Source organism: Halonatronum saccharophilum DSM 13868 (assembly GCF_000517025.1).
GTDB lineage: Bacteria > Bacillota > Halanaerobiia > Halobacteroidales > Halobacteroidaceae > Halonatronum > Halonatronum saccharophilum.
Map to the genome: position 1 here is coordinate 237,554 of NZ_KI912097.1, position 18,944 is coordinate 256,497.

The following is an 18,944-nucleotide window of genomic DNA, read 5'->3' on the forward strand; positions in this document are numbered from 1 at the left end:
AATAATTTAAAGTTTAAATTATTAATACTAAACCTAAGAAACAGAGAATGCTTCCCCCAAGATAAGCAGCATACTTCTCTACTAAAGAAAAGTTCTTAACATAATTAACTATATAGAAAGATGCCCAAGTTAAAAAAGAAGTTATCACCCCTACAATTATTGCACTTGTTAGTATATAGGCCATACTCCCTCCATAAAGAATAGAAAATCCTACCCCAAAGGCATCAATACTGACACTAATTCCTAAAACTATGTAAGTCCACAAGTTAAACTTCTTATAAACACAAGCTTCATCATTATAATGCCCTTCCTTTAAAAATAAAATACCTATAATAATAATGATAATTCCACTTAAATAATTTGTAATATTAAAGAGATTAGCATTTATATAATTCCCTAACTCTGCCCCTAAAAAAGTCAATAAACTTTGAAAGAAGCCAAAAGAGAGAATTATTAAGGACTTCTCTTTTAATCTCAACCTATTACCACACCCCAGCCCCATTGCAACTGCAAAAGCATCTAAAGCTAAAGCAAAACCAATCACTAATATATTAACCATTTTAAACACTCCTTTTATATCTACTTCATCCACCTTCGACTTATAATTCTATTAATATCTTATTTTTTCCTAAGTTTAAGACTATTATAGCAAAGATTCTAAGATAATAAAAGAATAATCTCTTAATAATTAAAATCACTTCTTTTACACTCTAATTATTAGCTTTTAGGTCATTCTATTTTAATTCTTTTAAGTCATCATCTTCTTCTATTCGGTCAACCATAAAATCATAATCTAACTCTTGCTTATCTTCCTTTACCTCTTCTTCGACTCCATCTTCTATCTCGTCTTTAAGGCAACCATAATCAAAATCCAACTGATCCTCTTCTAATTCTCCAATTACAGCATCTCCTCCTAAATCAAACTCTTCTTTCTCCTCTACTGGAAGTACCTTCTCCTTTGTAGTATGCTTTCTTTTTGCCCACCAAACAGCCACTACTATCAAAGCTACTAATACTATGATTGTAATTAACATATTATCCTCCTTCATCCAGCAGCTAAGCGACACTAAATCCTATTCTTTATCTAAGTAAAGATCATTAGCATCAAGCATCTGAATTTTTAGCCTAAGTTTTAAAGTTGATAAAAATAAAAACTTGGCCCCACTTTATTTTTTCTTAATTAATATTTATATAAATAAGGAGGATAATATTCCTGTTTTTGATAAAATCAAGAAATAAAAAGAGCTAGGCTATAATTATAGCCTAGCTTAAACTTTTGGCCCATAAACGAGCAAAGTCATCTATATCTCCAGCTCCTAAAAAGAGGTAGATTCCATTATTCTTTGCTTCATACTCATTTAAAACTTCTCTTAACCCTTCATAATCTCCAAAATAAGACACCTTATCTTTACTTATAATCTCACTAAGCTCTCTGCCCAGAGATTCTAACTTATTCTTTTCAACTTTTTCACGAACTTTATAAATCTTTAAAATCATTTTTTCATCTATCTTCTTATCTAAAATACCTTTATAATAATCAAAAAGAGAATTGGTTCTAATGTATTGATGAGGTTGGAATATTATAACCTTCTTTTTATCAGTCTTAATTCTCTCTAAAATTTCAGCCACCGCCTCAACCTCACTTGGATGATGGGCATAATCACTGATTATTATCCTCTTAGAGTCATCTCTTAGAATTTCAAACCTTCTCTTTACCCCTTTCCAATTCATTAAAGCTTCTTTAAATTCCAAAGGATCTATACCAAAATAATTACCAACAGCAATAGCTTCTACACTATGCATAATATTATAATTACCTAAAGCATTTAACTTAAAAGAACTAACCTCCTTACCATGATAATATAATGTGAAATGAGAGGTTAATTCTTCTTCTTTAATATCTACAATATTAAAGTCAGCTTCTTTATCATTTATACCTACTGTAATAACTTCAATATCCATCTCCTTGGGATTTAAATTCAATTGATCAATTACTTCTTTATTAGTAATTAAAGCCTCATTTAGATTATTAACATACTCTCTATAAGTTAAAAGCATATCTTCCATATCTATATATATATCAGGATGATCAAACTCTATATTGGTTATAACTCCAACATCACTAGAGTATTTTAAGAAGGACTTCCCATATTCATCACCTTCTAAAATAAAATAATCACCTATATTAGCCTTGAAATTACTATTAAAATTATTCAAAATCCCACCTATAATAAAACTAGGCTCTTTTTTAGCCTCTTCAAACAAATGGGCAATCATTGCAGATGTAGTGGTCTTACCATGAGTTCCAGCAGCTGAAATGACCTTCTTGCCTTTGGTGATCCAAGCAAGAGCTTTAGAACGGCCTAGTGTATCAATCTCATATCTCTTAGCTGTAACTAACTCTACATTATCTTTAGGAATAGCATCAGAATAGATAACCTTATCTATATCATTAAAGATGTTATCAGGACTATGACCTATACTTACCTCAATACCCATCCCCTTAAGTTCTTCTGTTAATGATGTCCTATTTAAATCTGATCCAGTAACCTTATAACCTAATTTAATCAAAGATTGGGCAATAGCCGACATAGCTATTCCTCCAATTCCTATAATATGTGCCCTTTTCATAATAACCTCCTTACAACCTGTTTATTTACATAATTTTTAAACACCTATTTTAGTATATTATACCTTATAGATAAATACCAATAATATTACTTATTTTTAAACTCATAGATATAAAAGTTACTACCTTCTTCACCTGCAAGAAGAAATATTAACTCTTGTCTAAAATCTCCTGTTATATCAGCAACGACTATATCTTTAATCTTCCCTTCGAACTTTTTACTCTCCCACACTTTGATAAAATCTTCTCCATCCCATTTCCATGATACTAACTTTGAACTATCTTCTTCATATTCAACCAAAAATATCTCTTTCTCTCCTCCACTTCTTATATCACTAAGGTTTATTATTGGAGCATAGGCCCCTGGGAAAGTATTGATTAATTTACCTTCTAAATCATAAACCTTAATTTTATAATCTTCATTACCATCATACGAGGTAATAACTATATTATCTTGCCCTTTTCCTTTTAAATCACCTGCTTTAACTCTAAAACCTTCATTACTCTTAACCCTTAGATTGAATTCCTCTAAATAATTATCACCTTGCCATTGATTAAACCTTAATAGATTTTGATTATTTCTAGTAATTAATAGATCTTTAGAGTTTATCTGGATCATAGCTTTGGCCCTATTTCTAAAAAACCCCTCTAAAAACTCTATACTATACTCTTCTCCATCCCACCTTAACTGGTAAAGGTTGTTTAAAAATTCAAAGATTACTACATCACCTTCACCCTCAATATCATTAATAGCTAATAATTTATAATCGTCATAAGGGGTAAGGGAGTATTCATTTATAGAATCTAACTCAATAATATCATCATTACTATATGATAATATCTTTATCGAATCTCTAGTATTTAATACAATTTCTTTATTTTGATCATTATTCAAATCTGCTATAACAAAGGATTCTCCATTATAATCTAACTTATCACTTTTATATAATAAACTATAAGACTTCTCTTCTGGATCATTATTATAAAGCTGAACTAGTTTTTCATCCTTAGATATAGTTAAAATATCTTCCCCAATCAAATCTAAACTCTTTCCACCTAAGAATTGTCCATGAAGAAAAAGGTTATTGACACCTTCAGATAATTCAATCTTTAAGAAAAAATCTACTTCTAACTCTTCTCTAAGCAGCTCTAATTGATGGCGCCTTAAATTTTCTCCAAACTCTAATTCATCCTTTACTTTCTGAACCTTTAAATCAGATATTAAAGAATAAATTTCATTATTCTCTATTTTATATTCAAGGTTATCAATTAACTCTTCAAATAATCTCTGGTTGATTCCTTGGCCCTTAGAAGCTACTAGAGCAATAGACCTCGAACCAGTTCTCATCTCTACTTTATCTCCAACCCTAGCTCTTTTTCCACTATTATAATTAATATTACCACTAGAGTGAAATTTATCAACTTCAGCTACTTCAACCTCTCCTATCTTCACCTTAATATCTCCTAAGATTAGGCCGGTCACAGGGTCTTTTAATATCCTTCTTTCCCTATATAAGTCAAATATATCCCCTTCATATATGTTGTTGTATTCTCCTAAGTTAATATAAACCTCTTTGTCTATGATCTCTGCTAAATACCCTTCATATTTTGCCTTATCACCTGATATTCCCGACCAAAACCTATCTAAACTATCACCTAGTATACCTCTTGATTCTAAACTTCCTTGCCTAATAAAAAGAATAAAGATAATAATTAAAATTATTTTAACTCTCTTCAATTGCTCATCCCTCTTTCTATTAAATTACTCCTACCATTATTAATTCTATAAATTTTCCTCTATTCCTCTATTAGAATATTGAACTAAATACTATAAGCTACTTAAAGTCAAACTAAGTTCTGACTAAAGCCATAAAAAATATAACACCCCTAATAACAAAATAGAACAAAGCGGCATATGCCACTTTGTTCTATAAGAAATCTTTTAAATTCTTACTTTTATTTGGATGGCGTAACCTTTGCAAAGCCTTCTTCTCTATCTGCCTGATCCTTTCTCTAGAGAGATCATAATCTTGACCAATCTCACGCAATGTTCTCTCTCTTCCATCTAATAATCCAAACCTTAATTGTAATACTCTCTTCTCCCTGGGAGATAGAGTATTTAATATATTTTCTAACTCTTCTTTTAAGATCATATTATAAGCCATCTGATCAGGAGTAAGGGTACTTACATCTTCTATAACATCACTCAAATGAAAGTCATCCTCTTCACTTACTGGACTATCTAAAGAAGCAGGCTCTTGAATCAGTTCTCTAATCATTATGATCTTATCTTCAAGCATATCTAATTCTTCTGCCATCTCTTCAATAGTAGGCTCTCTTCCAAGCTGTACAGACAGTATATTAAAGGATTGTACATATTTATTGATCATCTCCCAGATATGAGCTGGAATTCTAATTGCCCTTGACTTATCTGCTAAAGCTCTATTTATCTTTTGCTTTATCCACCAAGTGGCGTAGGTACTAAAGCGATACCCCTTTGTATAATCAAACTTCTTTATAGCTTGTATTAAACCCAAATTCCCTTCTTGAATCAAATCCAAAAAATCTAACCCTTGACCCAAATACTTCTTAGCAATACTTATAACTAACCTTAAATTAGCTTTAATCAATAATTGCTTTGCTTCATTATCTCCTTCATCAATTCTTTTAGCTAACTCTTGTTCTTCACGTGCAGACAATAACTCATGAGCAGATTGGTTAAGATATAAATTTATTCCATCATTCATTTTATACCACATAACCTTCCCCCTTCCCAAGGTCTTTATATAATATTTATTCTTTAGCCGGAAGAAACTTTACCAATATCAATAATTAGTTATAAATAATTATTTCTAAACAAAAAAAAATTTTCCTGCATATTTGTTTATTTATTTTTACTTTATATAAAACCTAGGTTGCGAATGGGTATTTAGTAATCTCAAATAAGAAACCAGGAAGAGCATAGGTCAAAGGCTTATGCGCTGACTAAGTTCAGACAAGAGCCGACAAAGCCAGGACAAGAGATTAAAAAAATTAATAAAGGTCTAGTCGGATCTTAGTCATCACTTATTTAAGGTCTTGTCAGCGCAGATAATTTTGCATTTGAAGTTTTAAGAAAATATAGATTAAAGAATATAAAAAAAGATCAGCCGATATCGGCTGATCTTCTAACATATATTATAAACTCTTTAGCAAATCTGCAAAATTGGGGAAGGATATGTTTATACATTCAGCACCCTCAATAACTATAGGCTTCTCTGCAATCAAGGCTGCAATTGCCATAGACATAGCAATTCTATGATCATGATAGCTTTGACATGTTACCCCTCCAACTATCTTCTGACCTCCTAGAATCTCCATTCCATCTTCTCTCTCTTTAACTTCAACTCCAACTCTTCTTAGCTCTTTTACCATTGCATCTATTCTATCTGTCTCTTTAACCCTAAGCTCCTTAGCATCTTTGATAATAGTCTTCCCTTGAGCTTGAGTAGCTGCTATAGCTAATACAGGAATCTCATCTATCAACAAAGGAATTAAGTCTCCATCAATTACAGTAGCTTTTAATTGACTACTTTTCACTAATAGATCAGCTACAGGCTCACCATTTAATTCTCGCTCATTTAATAACTCTAAATTTCCATTCATCTTCTGTAAAGCTTTTATTATACCATATCTACTAGGATTTAAACCGACATTTTTAATTAAAAGCTCAGAACCATCAGTAATCATTGCTGCCACCATTAAGAAAGCAGCCGAGGATATATCACCAGGGACAACGACCTTATTCCCTTTTAAAGGCTTGCCTCCCTTTACTCTAACAGTTAAACCGTCAACCTCAATCTCTGCACCAAAGTACTCTAACATTCTCTCAGTATGATCCCTAGACTTAGAGGGTTCTCTTACTTCAGTTACTCCGTTGGCCCATAATCCAGCCAATAAAATAGCAGATTTAACCTGAGCACTAGCCACCGATGATTCATACTTAATACCTTCTAATTTATTTCCTCCTAAAACTGTTATTGGAAGTAGGTTGGCATTGTCCCTACCTTCAAAACTTCCTCCCATTTGGGCCAACGGCTCTGTAACCCTAGCCATAGGTCTCCCTCTTAAAGAGGAATCACCTGTAGCTACTGTATAGAAATCTTGAGCTGCCAAGATTCCCATCATTAATCGAGTAGTAGTCCCAGAATTTCCAAAATCTAAAACATTATCTGCTTCTTCTAGACCATTCAACCCTCTACCATGGACCACCATCTTTTCTTCTCCAACACCTTCAATTTTAACTCCCAAATCTTGAAAAGCTTTGGCTGTACTTAAACAATCTTCACCAGTTAAAAAACCTTCTATATGTGTCTTCCCCTCTGCTATAGCACCCAACATTACTGCCCGATGGGAGATAGATTTATCTCCAGACACCTTAATCTCACCCTTTAAATTAGACTTAGGCTCTACCTTTAAATCCATACTAACTCCTCCCTACTTCTTCTTAATTACCTTATATCCTGCTTCCTTTAATAAAGAACAACCCTTAATCTGCTCCTCTTCTTTAACAAAGCTTAATCTAAGGGTTCCCCCATCTTCTCTAACCTTTAAGACCTCTATATCCTGAATATTGATCTCTTCTCTCCCTAAAAGATAAGCCACTTCCCCAATAGCATTTGGTCTATCCTCTAAAGTTAAGATAAGTTCATAATTGGTAGGTAAAAGACCCTTTTTCTTAATAGGAACCTCTAATCTATCCTGCCTGGCCTGAGCTAAATTATCAAACAACCCTTGATCTTCTTCTAAGACTATTAGACTTTTAAACTCTTCTAAAGCCTCTTGAAAATAATCTATAGATTCCAAGACCATATCTTTGTTGGCTAAAAAGATATCACGCCACATAGTTGGATCCCCTGCAGCTATTCTAGTAGTATCTCTAAATCCCCCTGCTGTTAATGATGTGATTAACTCATCATCTTGAGATTGCTTTGCAATTACATTCATTAGATTAACCGCTACTATATGAGGTAGATGGCTTGTTAAAGCAACTATCTGGTCATGGTGCTTAGGAGAGAGAATAAGAACTTGAGCCCCTATCCCCTCTAATAATGATTTCAACTTATTTAAATCCTCTTTATCCGTCTTCTCAGTTTCAGTTAAGACATAGATAGCATTCTCAAAGAGATACTTGTCTGCACCGGTAGGGCCAACAACCTCAGAGCCGGTCATCGGATGTCCTCCAACGTAAGGAAAATCTGCAACTACCTCCTCGATCTCCTCTACAAGTATAGATTTTGTACTACCTACATCAGTGATTATTGTTCCTTCTTTTAAATAAGGTATAACCATCTCTACCAAAGGTTTAACCACACCAACTGGAGTAGCAAAGATAAGAAGATCAACCTCCTTAACACCATCTATTAAATCTGCCTTCTTATCAATGGCACCTATGGTTAAAGCTTCCTCTAAGTATTCCTCATTCTTATCTATTCCAACTACCTCTTTTATATCTTCTAACTCCTTTAGGGCCAAACCCAAGGAAGAACCAATCAATCCAACTCCAACAATCGCTACCCTTTTAATCATCCTTTCACCCCATTAAAATTGACGATTAACTACCTCTCCAATACCTTTAAGTTCATTAACCATCTGCTTAAACTTCTCTGGTTTTAAAGATTGTGGACCATCACATAAAGCATTCTTAGGATCTGGATGAACCTCAACCATTAGACCGTCAGCACCAATTGCAATTGCAGCCTTAGCCAAAGGACTTACATACTTCCACTTACCAGTCCCATGACTTGGATCTATAATAATTGGTAAGTGACTTAACTCTCTAACAACTGGAACAATAGACATATCTACAGTATTTCTAGTCTCGCTAACAAAAGTTCTAATTCCTCTTTCACATAAAATTACATTATAATTTCCACCGGCCATAATGTATTCTGCAGCCATTAACAACTCTTTGTATGTAGCATTTGATCCTCTCTTTAATAGAACAGGAACATCACTTTGACCCACCTCTTTTAAAAGGGCAAAGTTTTGCATATTTCTGGCACCAATCTGTAGGATATCAGCATATCTTCCTACTAACTCCACATCTCTAGTATCCATTACTTCTGTAACTATCTTCAATCCTGTCTCTTCTCTAGCCTCTGCCATCATCTTAAGCCCTTCTTCCATCAAACCTTGGAAGCTATAAGGTGATGTTCTTGGCTTAAAAGCTCCACCTCTTAGGATGTTGGCCCCTCCTTCTTTTACAGCTCTAGCAGCCTCAAATAACTGCTCCTTACTTTCGATTGCGCAAGGTCCAGCCATAATTGCAAAGTTGCCACCACCTACCTTAACTCCATCAACATCTATTATAGAAGGCTCAGATTTAAACTCCTTACCTACTAATTTATAAGGTTTAGTAATCTCCACTACATTTTCCACTCCTGAAAAAGCTCCAATACAATTTAATAGTTCATCTCTCTTACCACTACCTACAACACCTATTACAGTCTGTTTCTCTCCCTTATCTGGGTGAGCTTCAAAGCCCAACTCCTCAATTTTAGCAATTACATCATTAATATCCTTCTCAACAGCTAGCTTCTCCATTAATATTATCATTATTAACTCCTCCTCTTTTACTCTCTACTTATTATTCTTATAATTATTTATTCAAAAGGCTCTTTAAAGCCTTAATAAACTTCTTATTATCCTCAGGCAATCCAATTGTTACTCGAATCTTAGTCTTATACCCATAAGAAGACAAACTCCTGATAATTATTCCTTGCTTTAATAACTCTTTAAAGACCTGATCATTTGATTTAGGTAGATCTACAAGTATAAAATTAGTTTCAGTTGGCACATAATCTAAACCAAGCTTATCAAATTCTCTATACAAGTATTCCTTACCTTGTCTATTATAGTCCAAACTCTCCCTAATATGACTTTGATCTTCCAAACTAGCCAAAGCACCTTCTTGAGCAATTGCATTAACATTAAAAGGTTGTCTTACCCTTTCTAAATAGCTTATTATCTTCTCATTTGCTATTCCATAGCCAACCCTTAACCCTCCCAATCCATAAATCTTTGAAAAAGTCCTTAAAATTATTAGATTCTCATAATCTAAAAGATAATCTAAGGATTGAGGATAATTTTTATCACTTACATATTCATAATAAGCTTCATCAAAGACTACAATTATATCTTCATTAACCTTATCTAAGAAATCCTCAACCTCTGCTCTTCCAACAGCAGTTCCAGTTGGATTATTTGGATTACAGATAAAGATCATCTTAGTATTATCACTAATGGTCTCTGCCATAGCCTTTAGGTCATGGGTATAGTCCTTTAAAGGGACCTTAACAATCTCGCCACCCATAATATTAGTAGCAAACTCATATTCACTAAAGGTTGTTTCGGCCATAATAACCTCATCACCCTTATCTATAAAGGCTTGGGCCAACATAACCAAAATCTCATCTGATCCATTACCAAAGATTAATTGATTACCTTCTACCCCCAACTTAACACTTAGCTTCTCTCTTAACCTATGTACATTTCCATCAGGATATATATTTACTCCCTTTATTGTCTCTCCCATTCTTTCAACAGCTAAAGGCGATGGTCCTAAAGGATTTTCATTTGAGGCTAACTTAATAACCTCTTTTAATCCAAGTTCTCTTTTTACCTCTTCAATAGGCTTACCAGGAATATAGGGTTTAATACTTAAAATTTCTTTTCTTATCAACTTATTATCACTCATCTACTCCTCTTCTCCTTCCTTTATTAAATCTGGTCTCAAGCTTTTTGCTTCTCTTAGGTAGATATGCTCTATCTCTTCTAAAGACTTTTTTGTATTATAGTGAATTAAGATCCGGATACATTTCTCTAAGCTACCCTCAATATCAAGTTCCTTTGTACAAAACAAGGGCACACTAATCCAACCTATCTCTCTAGCTGCTACTGCAGGAAAGGCCTTAGTTAGATCCGATGTTGTAGAAAAGAATATGGAAGCAATCCTCTCTTCCTTTAGATCGTTAGCCCTTATCATCTTCTCTAACAATACCTTAGTTGCTGATAATATCTCCTTCTCATCATTACTTTTTACAGTAACTGCTCCTCTTATCCCTCTCACCATCACATTCACCCCCTTGTCAGTTTAGAAATCAACACCTCTTAAATATATTATACTGCTCGATGTCCTAAGCCTATTGCCATCTCATTTAAATGTAATAAGCCTATAGCAAAGAATATAGCTACACTTAAATGGTCACCTTTTCTTGCTACCCCAATCTTTCCACCTACGTTAAGACCTAAAGCTTTATGATTGATTTGAGTTAAAGCTTCTCTAGTAGCACCTGCCACAGCCCCTTGATCGGTATGAGTATCTTTGATTACCCCTTCCCTCTTAGCAGCTACAATAGCTCTTTCAATAATATTCTTTATCGAGGAGTTAAATTCACCACCAAAGTCCACTGCTGCTACCAATACTTCTTTATTCTTATAATCATCCTTCAATCTACTCTCTTCAACTCTATCACTTAGTGCCATCTTAATTGCTGCAGTTGCCACCTTCTTGCTCATCTCACGCTTATCCACAATACCCCTCCTTTAAGATTTATAAAATATGTTAATGAACATTTCAAAATCTCTTTAGAATATTTTATCCAAAAAATATTAAAAGTACCCCCTAGAACGAGGAGTACTTGTGATTTTTAATATACTTCCCCTACCTAGCCTACCATACTACCTACAGATTATTAAATTATACTACAACTACATAAAAATTAATAAAAAGCTACCTACTCTACCCTAAAACTACCATAGTACTTTATAACTGTTATACAATATGTTAGCATAACTCTATCATTAAAGCAAGTTATTTTTAAAATTTATTTATAACTTCAATATGACCCAAATCCTTATATTTATTATTAACCCAAAATTGTTTACCTTCTCCTAAGTTAATTAAAGGTTTTGATGTACTAGATATTTCAATCCAGATGCCTGAGCTACTCTCTCTGCCATCTATGCTCAACCTATCCCCTTCATTGACTTCAATCTCTATGTAGTCTCTAGAAAAGTCACCAACCTTTTGGCCATTTAAAATCAAGTTAAAATCTGATCCCCTATCTCTATTATAAGTTGAAAGTTTTAAAGATATAGTCTCATTATTTATTTGAAATACCGGAACAGCATCTTCTTTAAAATCATCACTTTGACCAATTGCCAAGACAGCTTCTAATCTGGGAATCCTAGCAATTAAGGTCTCCTCTAAATTTGGATTAGTTAATATTATCTGCACCCCAACTAATATCACCATACCTATAACTACTAGCCTAACAAGGATCTTTTCAATAACCTTAGCCAAACCTTCAACTAAATAAAATATATGCCTACCCACACTACCCCTCCTTAAACTAAATATTATAGTAATAAAGTGTCACTTTCGTGCCACTAGTAATGGGTAATGAGTGAAGAGTAATGAGTAAAGTCAAAATCTCAAAACCTCTTATAAGTCTTAGGTAACAAAGGGGTTTCTGTTTTTTTAAGGTTTTACCCATTACTCATTACTAATTACTCATCACCAGTAATAAAGCTATGCTTTATTACTAATAATCTTAACTTTTAAATTAGCACACTCCGTTACTATAATAATATGTTTAAAGAGAGATTATATACTTGACTTCTTAATTCTCTTCCAATTATTATCTATACATTAATCCCAACTAAATATCCAGTTGAAAATGCACCTTGTAGGTTATATCCACCTGTATAAGCATCAATATCAAGAACTTCCCCTGCAAAGTAAAGGCCTTCTACCAATTTAGACTCCATAGTGCTAGGGTTGACCTCCTTTACGTCTACACCTCCAGCAGTTACAATAGCTTCTCTAAACCCACGTGTTCCAGTTATAGTTATTCTAAAATCGGTCATTAAATTCAATAGTTCTTCACGCTCTTCTCTAGTAATCTGATGAACTTCTTTCTCACTATCAATAGAGGAGAGTTTAATTATCACAGGAATCAGCTTATTAGGAAAAAGATCATTCAAAGAGTTTTTAAATTGCTTTCTCGAATACTTCTCAAAGTCACGTTGCAATCTATTATCAAGCTGCTCTCTAGATAAAGCAGGCTTAAGATTTATACTCAAGTAAGTATTCTTATCCAAGTTATAAGATACCTCTCTACTTATACTTAAGATTATTGGCCCGCTTACTCCAAAGTGAGTAAATAACATCTCTCCAAATTGACTTGTCTCCTTTTTACCATCTACAATTAAGCTAGCTTCTACATTTTTAAGCTGCAACCCTTGTAAGTCTTTTACCCACCCTTCTTTAGTGTTAAGAGGAACTAAAGCAGCTTTAATTGCTTCAATATTATGCCCAACTTCCTTAGCCATTGAATATCCATCACCTGAGGATCCGGTAGTAGGATATGATTTTCCTCCAACAGCAATTAAGACCTTTGCACCTTTATAAGCATTACCATCTCTATCCTTTACACCCTTTACTATTTCTCCCTCAGTGATTAAGCTCTCAATAGAAATCTTTAACCTAACCTCAAGGCCCTCTTTTTCTATAAAGGACTTCAAAGCTTCTACTATATCTTTTGCTGAATCAGATACAGGAAAGACCCTTCCACCTCTCTCTACCTTCGTTTTGACTCCTAACCTCGAAAAGAAATCCATTAATTGCCAATTGCTGAAAGAATACAAGGCGCTATACAAGAACTTCCCATTTCCAGGAAAATTTTTAATGAAGTCTTCTATTTCACAATCATTTGTAAGATTACACCGTCCCTTACCAGTAATCAACATCTTCTTTCCTAATTGAGCATTCTTCTCTAATAATAACACCTTTTTTCCCCTTTGAGCAGCAACTCCAGCTGCCATCATTCCAGCTGGACCACCTCCAACGACTATTAGATCATACATTTTTACACCTCATTTTTATAAGTTTTTATTGCTGTATCTACGATAACATAGTAATACAGTGGCACTATCGTGCCACTAGTAATGGGTGATGAGTGACGAGTAATAAGTAATATCAAAATATCGAAACCACTTATTAAAAATCAGCTAACAAATTAGTTTCTGGTTTTTAAGGTTTTACCCATTACTCATTACTGATTACCCATCATTAGTAATAAAGTAAAACTTTATTACTAGAAGATTATGATAAATATAAAAAAAGCAGCTCGTCAAGACGAGCTACTATATCTTACTTATTGCATCTTTAGCAGCTCTTTGCTGAGCTTCTTTTTTGCTAGAGCCTTTTCCTCTACCCAAAATATCACCATCAAAATCAACCTCAATAGTAAACTCTTTATTGTGATCAGGCCCTTCTTCTTTAACAACCTTGTACTCAGGTCTAGAATTGGAATCTCTTTGAATAATCTCTTGTAATAAGGTCTTGTAATCTTGGATATGCTCCCCAATCTCTACATTTTTAATATCGGGAACTAAAAGACTTAAAATGAATTTTTCAACAACTTCTAACCCTCTATCTAAGTATATACTACCTACTAAAGCTTCAAAAGCATCCGCCAAGATAGAATCTCTTTTTCTTCCTCCAGTCATCTCTTCTCCTTTACCTAAAAGAAGATAATCACCTAAGCTAATCTCACGTGCTTTTTGGGCTAAGACTGGAGCACTTACCACAACTGACCTTATCTTTGCCAAATCTCCTTCTGGGTGATCTGGATACTTCAAGAACATATATTCACTTACTACTAAATCCTGAACAGAATCACCTAAAAACTCCAATCTCTCGTTATCTTTTAGGTTCAAATTTCTTCTTTCATTGGCATAAGATTTATGAGTTAAAGCCCTCTTTAATATACTCTCATCTTTGAATTCAATCCCAATCTCTTCTTGTATTTTTTTTAAATAACCTTCCTTATCCTTCATATATACACACCCTAATTAGCCAATATATTCTTTAAATATGACACAAGCATTATGTCCACCAAAACCTAAAGAATTAGACAAAGCAACTTTAACTTCAGTCTCTCTAGCTTTATTTGGTACATAATCTAAATCACATTCTGGATCCTCATTTTTATAGTTTATGGTAGGAGGTACAATATTATTCTTAATAGCTAAGATAGAAGCAATAGCTTCAATTCCACCTGCTCCACCCAATAAGTGACCTGTCATAGATTTGGTAGAACTTATAGCTAAATTATAAGCATAATCTCCAAAGATCTTCTTAATAGCAGCAGTTTCTAATTTATCATTTGCTGGAGTAGATGTTCCATGGGCATTGATATAATCCATTTCTTCTACTTTAAGATCTCCTTTTTCTAAAGCCATCTTCATAGCTTCTGCTGCACCTACACCACCTGGTGCTGGAGCAGTAATATGATGAGCATCTGCTGACATACCATAACCTACCATCTCTCCGTATATCTTAGCCCCTCTTTTTTGAGCACTCTCTAAAGATTCTAAAATTACAACACCTGCTCCCTCACCCATTACAAAACCATCACGCTTAGAATCAAAAGGTCTACTAGCTCCCTTAGGATCATCATTATTAGTAGTCATTGCCTTCATAGAACAAAATCCAGCACATGAAGCTGGGGTAATTGCTGCTTCAGTTCCACCAGCAATCATCAAATCAGCATCTCCACGTTTAATCAATTCAAAGGCATCACCAATTGCATTTGTACCAGAAGCACATGCAGTGACTGAAGTTGTATTTGGCCCTTTGGCCCCAGTATATATAGATACCTGTCCAGCAGCCATATTAGCTATCATCATTGGAATCATAAAAGGACTAACTCTGTTTGGCCCTCTTTCTAATAATTTCTTGTGTTGTTTTTCAAAGGTTTCAACTCCACCAATACCTGAACCGATTAAAGTTCCAACCCGCTTAGCATTATCTTCATTCACCTCGAATTCTGCATCTTCAAGAGCCATCTTAGATGCAACAACAGCAAACTGAGCATATCTATCCATCCTTCTTGCTTCCTTACGATCTACACCGTAATTTTGTGCTTTAAAATCTTTAACCTCAGCTGCAACTTTAGTCTTATATTCACTTGCATCAAAGTGGGTAATAGTATCAACACCTGAAACTCCATTGATTAACGATGACCAATACTCTTCTATTCCAATTCCAACTGGAGAAATTACTCCCATACCAGTTACAACAACACGATTATTCATTTGTTTTCCCTCCTAAATACTTCTTAGCATCACTTAATAAGTCACTTATTATCTCCTTTACAGGCAAAACTTTATCAATTAAATGAGCTCTTTCCCCTGCAAAAACAAGACCACCCTCCATATCTCCTTCTTGAGCTTGGATTAAGGATTTCATAATGCAGAAACTATGTGAACACTTCTTTAAACATAAATAATCACAACTTTTTCCTGTATCAACCTCACTAGCTGTCAACCTATCAAAGAAAGGATTTCTTAGCGCCCTTCCTGGTAAGCCTACTGGACTATCGATCAAAACACTATCTTCTTTTGTGGCATTTATGTACACTTCTTTAAAGGAATCATCTACCTCACACTCTTTACTAGCAACAAATCTTGATCCCATTTGAACTCCATCGGCCCCCATTTTTAATACCTCAGCAATATCTTCACCATTAATGATTCCACCAGCGGCAATTACCGGTATTTTTACTGCCTTGACAATGTTTTTAACTAAAGACTTCATAGGCTTGTCAGTTCCTAAGTGTCCTCCTGCTTCTTTACCTTCTACAACAATAGCAGAAGCACCCATCTTTTCAGATATTTTGGCTAACTTCACCGAAGATACTATGGGTACTACCTCTATACCACTCTCTTTTCCCATAGTAAATAAGTCTCTAGAAAATCCAGCACCTGCTACAATTAGATCTATACCTTCACTTATAGCTGCATTAGCTAACTCTTTAAATTCACTAATTGCAACCATAATATTTACTCCAATAATGCCTTTAGACATACTCCTAGCACGCCTAATTTCTTCTTTTAACTCTTCAACCTTCAACCCCGAACCTGCTATTAATCCAATAGCACCTTCATTAGCAACTGCTGCAGCTAATGGTGCAGTGGATACCTTAACAGCCATTCCACCTTGGATAATAGGAACCTTAGCGACTAATTTCCCAATCTTTAACTTTGGTATATTCAAGATTATTCCTCCAATTTATAATATTATATAATAACTATTGCTTAAAGCCCCGTTTATCTAGATAAACGGGGACAAATTTAATAAGAATTATAAAGCATTTTCAATATAATCTACAGCATCTTGTACTGTCTCGATATCTTCAGCATCTTCATCAGGAATTTCAATATCAAACTCCTCTTCAAAGGCCATAACAACCTCAACGATATCTAAAGAGTCAGCACCTAAATCATCAATAAATGAAGCCTCTAGAGTTACTTCATCAGCATCTACACCCAACTCAGCAACTACAATATCCTTAACTGTTTCAAAAACGTCCATTCTATTCACCTCCCTTCAAATGATTTAGTTTATAATTGACAATTGATAATTGATAGTTAAGGAGCAAAAACTTAAAAATATAAACCTTATTATATTAGTTTTTAACTATAAATTTTCAATTAACAACTTTCAACTGTTTTACATTACCATTCCACCATCAACTCTAATTACTTCACCAGTAATATATCTTGCTTCATCACTGGCTAAGAATAGAGTTAAATCAGCTATATCTTCAGGCTGACCAAACTCACCCATAGGTATTACAGCCAACATCTGTTCTACTACCTTATCAGATAATTCATCAGTCATAGCAGTTTCAATAAATCCTGGTGCAATTGCATTTACTGTTATACCACGAGTAGCCATCTCTTTAGCAACCGATTTAGTAAAACCAATTAGACCTGCTTTAGAAGCTGCATAATTAGCTTGACCAGCATTACCCATTAGACCTACTACTGATGATATATTTATTATTCTACCGCTTCTTTGCTTCATCATAGTCCTTGTTACACCTTTAGTAGCATTAAATGCACCCTTAAGATTAACATTCATAACAGCATCCCAATCTTCTTCCTTCATCCTCATTAACAATCCATCTTTAGTAATACCTGCATTGTTAACTAAGATATCGATCCTTCCAAACTCCCCTTTAACCTCTTTAACCATAGCTTTAACTTGATCTATTTTAGTTACATCAGCTTCTATTGCTATAGCCTCTCCACCAAGATCTTCAATCTCTTTTACTACCTCTTGAGCACCTTGGGCTTCTCCATCAAAAGGGTAGTTTATAATTAATTTAGCTCCCTCTTTGGATAACTTTAAAGCAACCTCTTTACCAATACCACGTGAACTACCTGTAACAATAGCAACCTTATCCTTTAATCTCATCTTCTCACTCCTTCAAAAGAAACATAATAATATTTTACCAAATAAAGATTTTTTTATAACAATTTATTTTATCTTTTTCAAGACTTTATTTAAAGACCTTAAATCCTCAACATTAAAAGCTTTCACCTTACGATCTATCCTTCTCATGAATCCTTTTAAAACTCTACCCGGGCCAACTTCAATAAATGTATCTACACCATCATCGATCATAGCCCTAATAGACTCCTCCCATCTAACAGACCCACTAATCTGCTCGATTAAAGCCTCTTTTAATCTATTACTGTCAGTTGTAAACTCACCATCAACATTGGTCACAACAGAAACTTTAGCATCTTTAAAGTCTATCTTATCTAATTGAGGGGCCAACTTCTTAGCAGCAGCTTCCATTAAACTAGAATGAAAAGGTCCACTTACAGATAAGAGTATAGCTTTCTTTGCTCCCTTATCTTTAGCTATCTCTACTGCCTTCTCCACGCCCTTCTTCTCGCCAGAGATTACTATCTGCCCTGGACAGTTAAAGTTTGCAGGCTCAACAACGCCCTCACCACTTGCTTCTTGACACACTTCTTTAACTTCCTCAGCACTTAAACCAATAATTGCAGCCATAGTACCTTTACCAGAAGGATCGGCAGCAGCCATTAACTGACCACGCTTTCTTACTAACTTAACCCCATCAACAAAATCTAATACTCCAGCACCTACTAAAGCCGAATATTCTCCCAAACTATGTCCAGCAACAACATCTGCTTCTATTCCCTTATCTAATAAAAGCCTATAAACCGCTGTACTTAATGTCAAGATAGCAGGCTGAGTGTTCTCTGTCTCCTTTAGATCCTCCTTTGGCCCCTTAAAAGCCAATTTCCTTACATCTATATCTAAAGCTTCATTTGCTTCTTTAAAAGTATCTTCTACAATCTTAAACTCCTTAGCCAACTCTTCTCCCATACCTACATATTGAGATCCTTGACCAGGAAAGATAAAAGCTGTCTTTCCCATCTTATC

At 34.4% G+C, this 18,944-nt stretch carries 19 protein-coding genes; all 19 read right to left on the bottom strand.

Annotated elements, in window-relative coordinates:
* Positions 1–13: 13 nt before the first annotated feature.
* The 19 genes from HALSAC_RS0112395 to fabD all read right to left on the bottom strand — a co-directional run bounded on the left by HALSAC_RS0112395 (position 14) and on the right by fabD (position 18,938).
* Complete coding sequence (locus HALSAC_RS0112395; protein ID WP_035571899.1) at positions 14–559, bottom strand: manganese efflux pump MntP; 546 nt, start codon at positions 557–559, stop codon at positions 14–16.
* Positions 560–734: 175 nt separating this feature from the next.
* Positions 735–1,034, bottom strand: a complete 300-nt coding sequence (locus HALSAC_RS0112400) for a hypothetical protein (RefSeq protein WP_027340518.1) — start codon at positions 1,032–1,034, stop codon at positions 735–737.
* A 229-nt stretch (positions 1,035–1,263) separates the two neighbouring features.
* Entirely contained in the window at positions 1,264–2,631 is a 1,368-nt protein-coding gene (murC, locus tag HALSAC_RS0112405; protein ID WP_027340519.1) for a UDP-N-acetylmuramate--L-alanine ligase, read from the bottom strand.
* An 86-nt stretch (positions 2,632–2,717) separates the two neighbouring features.
* Entirely contained in the window at positions 2,718–4,367 is a 1,650-nt protein-coding gene (locus HALSAC_RS0112410) for a hypothetical protein (RefSeq protein ID WP_027340520.1), read from the bottom strand.
* Between the two features lie 190 nt (positions 4,368–4,557).
* Positions 4,558–5,388, bottom strand: a complete 831-nt coding sequence (locus HALSAC_RS0112415; protein ID WP_027340521.1) for a sigma-70 family RNA polymerase sigma factor — start codon at positions 5,386–5,388, stop codon at positions 4,558–4,560.
* Positions 5,389–5,806: 418 nt separating this feature from the next.
* Positions 5,807–7,093: a 3-phosphoshikimate 1-carboxyvinyltransferase gene (gene aroA / locus HALSAC_RS0112420; protein ID WP_027340522.1), complete on the bottom strand. Its 1,287-nt coding sequence runs from the start codon at positions 7,091–7,093 to the stop codon at positions 5,807–5,809.
* A gap of 12 nt (positions 7,094–7,105) precedes the next feature.
* Positions 7,106–8,197, bottom strand: coding sequence for a prephenate dehydrogenase (locus HALSAC_RS0112425; protein WP_027340523.1), 1,092 nt, complete (start codon positions 8,195–8,197; stop codon positions 7,106–7,108).
* A gap of 12 nt (positions 8,198–8,209) precedes the next feature.
* Positions 8,210–9,226: a 3-deoxy-7-phosphoheptulonate synthase gene (gene aroF, locus HALSAC_RS0112430; protein ID WP_027340524.1), complete on the bottom strand. Its 1,017-nt coding sequence runs from the start codon at positions 9,224–9,226 to the stop codon at positions 8,210–8,212.
* A 43-nt stretch (positions 9,227–9,269) separates the two neighbouring features.
* On the bottom strand, positions 9,270–10,367 hold the full coding sequence (gene hisC / locus HALSAC_RS0112435) for a histidinol-phosphate transaminase (protein ID WP_027340525.1): 1,098 nt from the start codon (positions 10,365–10,367) through the stop codon (positions 9,270–9,272).
* Positions 10,368–10,742 carry a chorismate mutase gene (aroH, locus tag HALSAC_RS17415; RefSeq protein WP_027340526.1) on the bottom strand — a complete coding sequence of 125 codons (375 nt, stop codon included), beginning with the start codon at positions 10,740–10,742 and terminating at the stop codon, positions 10,368–10,370. It lies immediately after the preceding gene.
* Positions 10,743–10,789: 47 nt separating this feature from the next.
* On the bottom strand, positions 10,790–11,188 hold the full coding sequence (locus HALSAC_RS0112445; protein ID WP_035571997.1) for a HutP family protein: 399 nt from the start codon (positions 11,186–11,188) through the stop codon (positions 10,790–10,792).
* A gap of 301 nt (positions 11,189–11,489) precedes the next feature.
* Positions 11,490–12,008 carry a hypothetical protein gene (locus tag HALSAC_RS0112450; RefSeq protein ID WP_027340528.1) on the bottom strand — a complete coding sequence of 173 codons (519 nt, stop codon included), beginning with the start codon at positions 12,006–12,008 and terminating at the stop codon, positions 11,490–11,492.
* A 308-nt stretch (positions 12,009–12,316) separates the two neighbouring features.
* A complete protein-coding gene (locus HALSAC_RS0112455; protein ID WP_027340529.1) occupies positions 12,317–13,540 on the bottom strand; it encodes a BaiN/RdsA family NAD(P)/FAD-dependent oxidoreductase in 1,224 nt (407 codons plus the stop codon).
* 279 nt (positions 13,541–13,819) lie between these two features.
* Positions 13,820–14,515 carry a ribonuclease III gene (gene rnc, locus HALSAC_RS0112460; protein WP_027340530.1) on the bottom strand — a complete coding sequence of 232 codons (696 nt, stop codon included), beginning with the start codon at positions 14,513–14,515 and terminating at the stop codon, positions 13,820–13,822.
* Between the two features lie 15 nt (positions 14,516–14,530).
* A complete protein-coding gene (gene fabF, locus HALSAC_RS0112465) occupies positions 14,531–15,775 on the bottom strand; it encodes a beta-ketoacyl-ACP synthase II (RefSeq protein WP_027340531.1) in 1,245 nt (414 codons plus the stop codon).
* Positions 15,768–16,736: an NAD(P)H-dependent flavin oxidoreductase gene (locus tag HALSAC_RS0112470; protein ID WP_027340532.1), complete on the bottom strand. Its 969-nt coding sequence runs from the start codon at positions 16,734–16,736 to the stop codon at positions 15,768–15,770. Before HALSAC_RS0112470 ends, fabF begins: the two co-directional genes overlap by 8 nt.
* An 87-nt stretch (positions 16,737–16,823) precedes the next feature.
* The gene (locus tag HALSAC_RS0112475; protein WP_027340533.1) at positions 16,824–17,054 is read right to left on the bottom strand and encodes an acyl carrier protein; all 231 of its coding nucleotides are present in this window, start codon (positions 17,052–17,054) and stop codon (positions 16,824–16,826) included.
* 138 nt (positions 17,055–17,192) lie between these two features.
* Entirely contained in the window at positions 17,193–17,942 is a 750-nt protein-coding gene (fabG, locus tag HALSAC_RS0112480; RefSeq protein WP_027340534.1) for a 3-oxoacyl-[acyl-carrier-protein] reductase, read from the bottom strand.
* Between the two features lie 63 nt (positions 17,943–18,005).
* Positions 18,006–18,938 (bottom strand): ACP S-malonyltransferase, encoded by a 933-nt coding sequence (fabD, locus tag HALSAC_RS0112485; RefSeq protein WP_027340535.1) that lies wholly within the window; start codon positions 18,936–18,938, stop codon positions 18,006–18,008.
* Positions 18,939–18,944 lie beyond the last annotated feature (6 nt).

Bases quoted from the DNA above. Each gene is read 5' to 3' on its own strand.
- fabG (WP_027340534.1), bottom strand. From the start codon at position 17,942: ATGAGATTAAAGGATAAGGTTGCTATTGTTACAGGTAGTTCACGTGGT.
- murC (WP_027340519.1), bottom strand. From the start codon at position 2,631: ATGAAAAGGGCACATATTATAGGAATTGGAGGAATAGCTATGTCGGCT.
- HALSAC_RS0112400 (WP_027340518.1), bottom strand. From the start codon at position 1,034: ATGTTAATTACAATCATAGTATTAGTAGCTTTGATAGTAGTGGCTGTT.
- HALSAC_RS0112455 (WP_027340529.1), bottom strand. From the start codon at position 13,540: ATGTATGATCTAATAGTCGTTGGAGGTGGTCCAGCTGGAATGATGGCA.
- HALSAC_RS0112475 (WP_027340533.1), bottom strand. From the start codon at position 17,054: ATGGACGTTTTTGAAACAGTTAAGGATATTGTAGTTGCTGAGTTGGGT.
- rnc (WP_027340530.1), bottom strand. From the start codon at position 14,515: ATGAAGGATAAGGAAGGTTATTTAAAAAAAATACAAGAAGAGATTGGG.
- HALSAC_RS0112425 (WP_027340523.1), bottom strand. From the start codon at position 8,197: ATGATTAAAAGGGTAGCGATTGTTGGAGTTGGATTGATTGGTTCTTCC.
- hisC (WP_027340525.1), bottom strand. From the start codon at position 10,367: ATGAGTGATAATAAGTTGATAAGAAAAGAAATTTTAAGTATTAAACCC.
- HALSAC_RS0112445 (WP_035571997.1), bottom strand. From the start codon at position 11,188: ATGAGCAAGAAGGTGGCAACTGCAGCAATTAAGATGGCACTAAGTGAT.
- aroF (WP_027340524.1), bottom strand. From the start codon at position 9,226: ATGATAATATTAATGGAGAAGCTAGCTGTTGAGAAGGATATTAATGAT.
- HALSAC_RS0112415 (WP_027340521.1), bottom strand. From the start codon at position 5,388: ATGTGGTATAAAATGAATGATGGAATAAATTTATATCTTAACCAATCT.
- HALSAC_RS0112395 (WP_035571899.1), bottom strand. From the start codon at position 559: ATGGTTAATATATTAGTGATTGGTTTTGCTTTAGCTTTAGATGCTTTT.
- fabF (WP_027340531.1), bottom strand. From the start codon at position 15,775: ATGAATAATCGTGTTGTTGTAACTGGTATGGGAGTAATTTCTCCAGTT.
- fabD (WP_027340535.1), bottom strand. From the start codon at position 18,938: ATGGGAAAGACAGCTTTTATCTTTCCTGGTCAAGGATCTCAATATGTA.
- aroA (WP_027340522.1), bottom strand. From the start codon at position 7,093: ATGGATTTAAAGGTAGAGCCTAAGTCTAATTTAAAGGGTGAGATTAAG.
- aroH (WP_027340526.1), bottom strand. From the start codon at position 10,742: ATGGTGAGAGGGATAAGAGGAGCAGTTACTGTAAAAAGTAATGATGAG.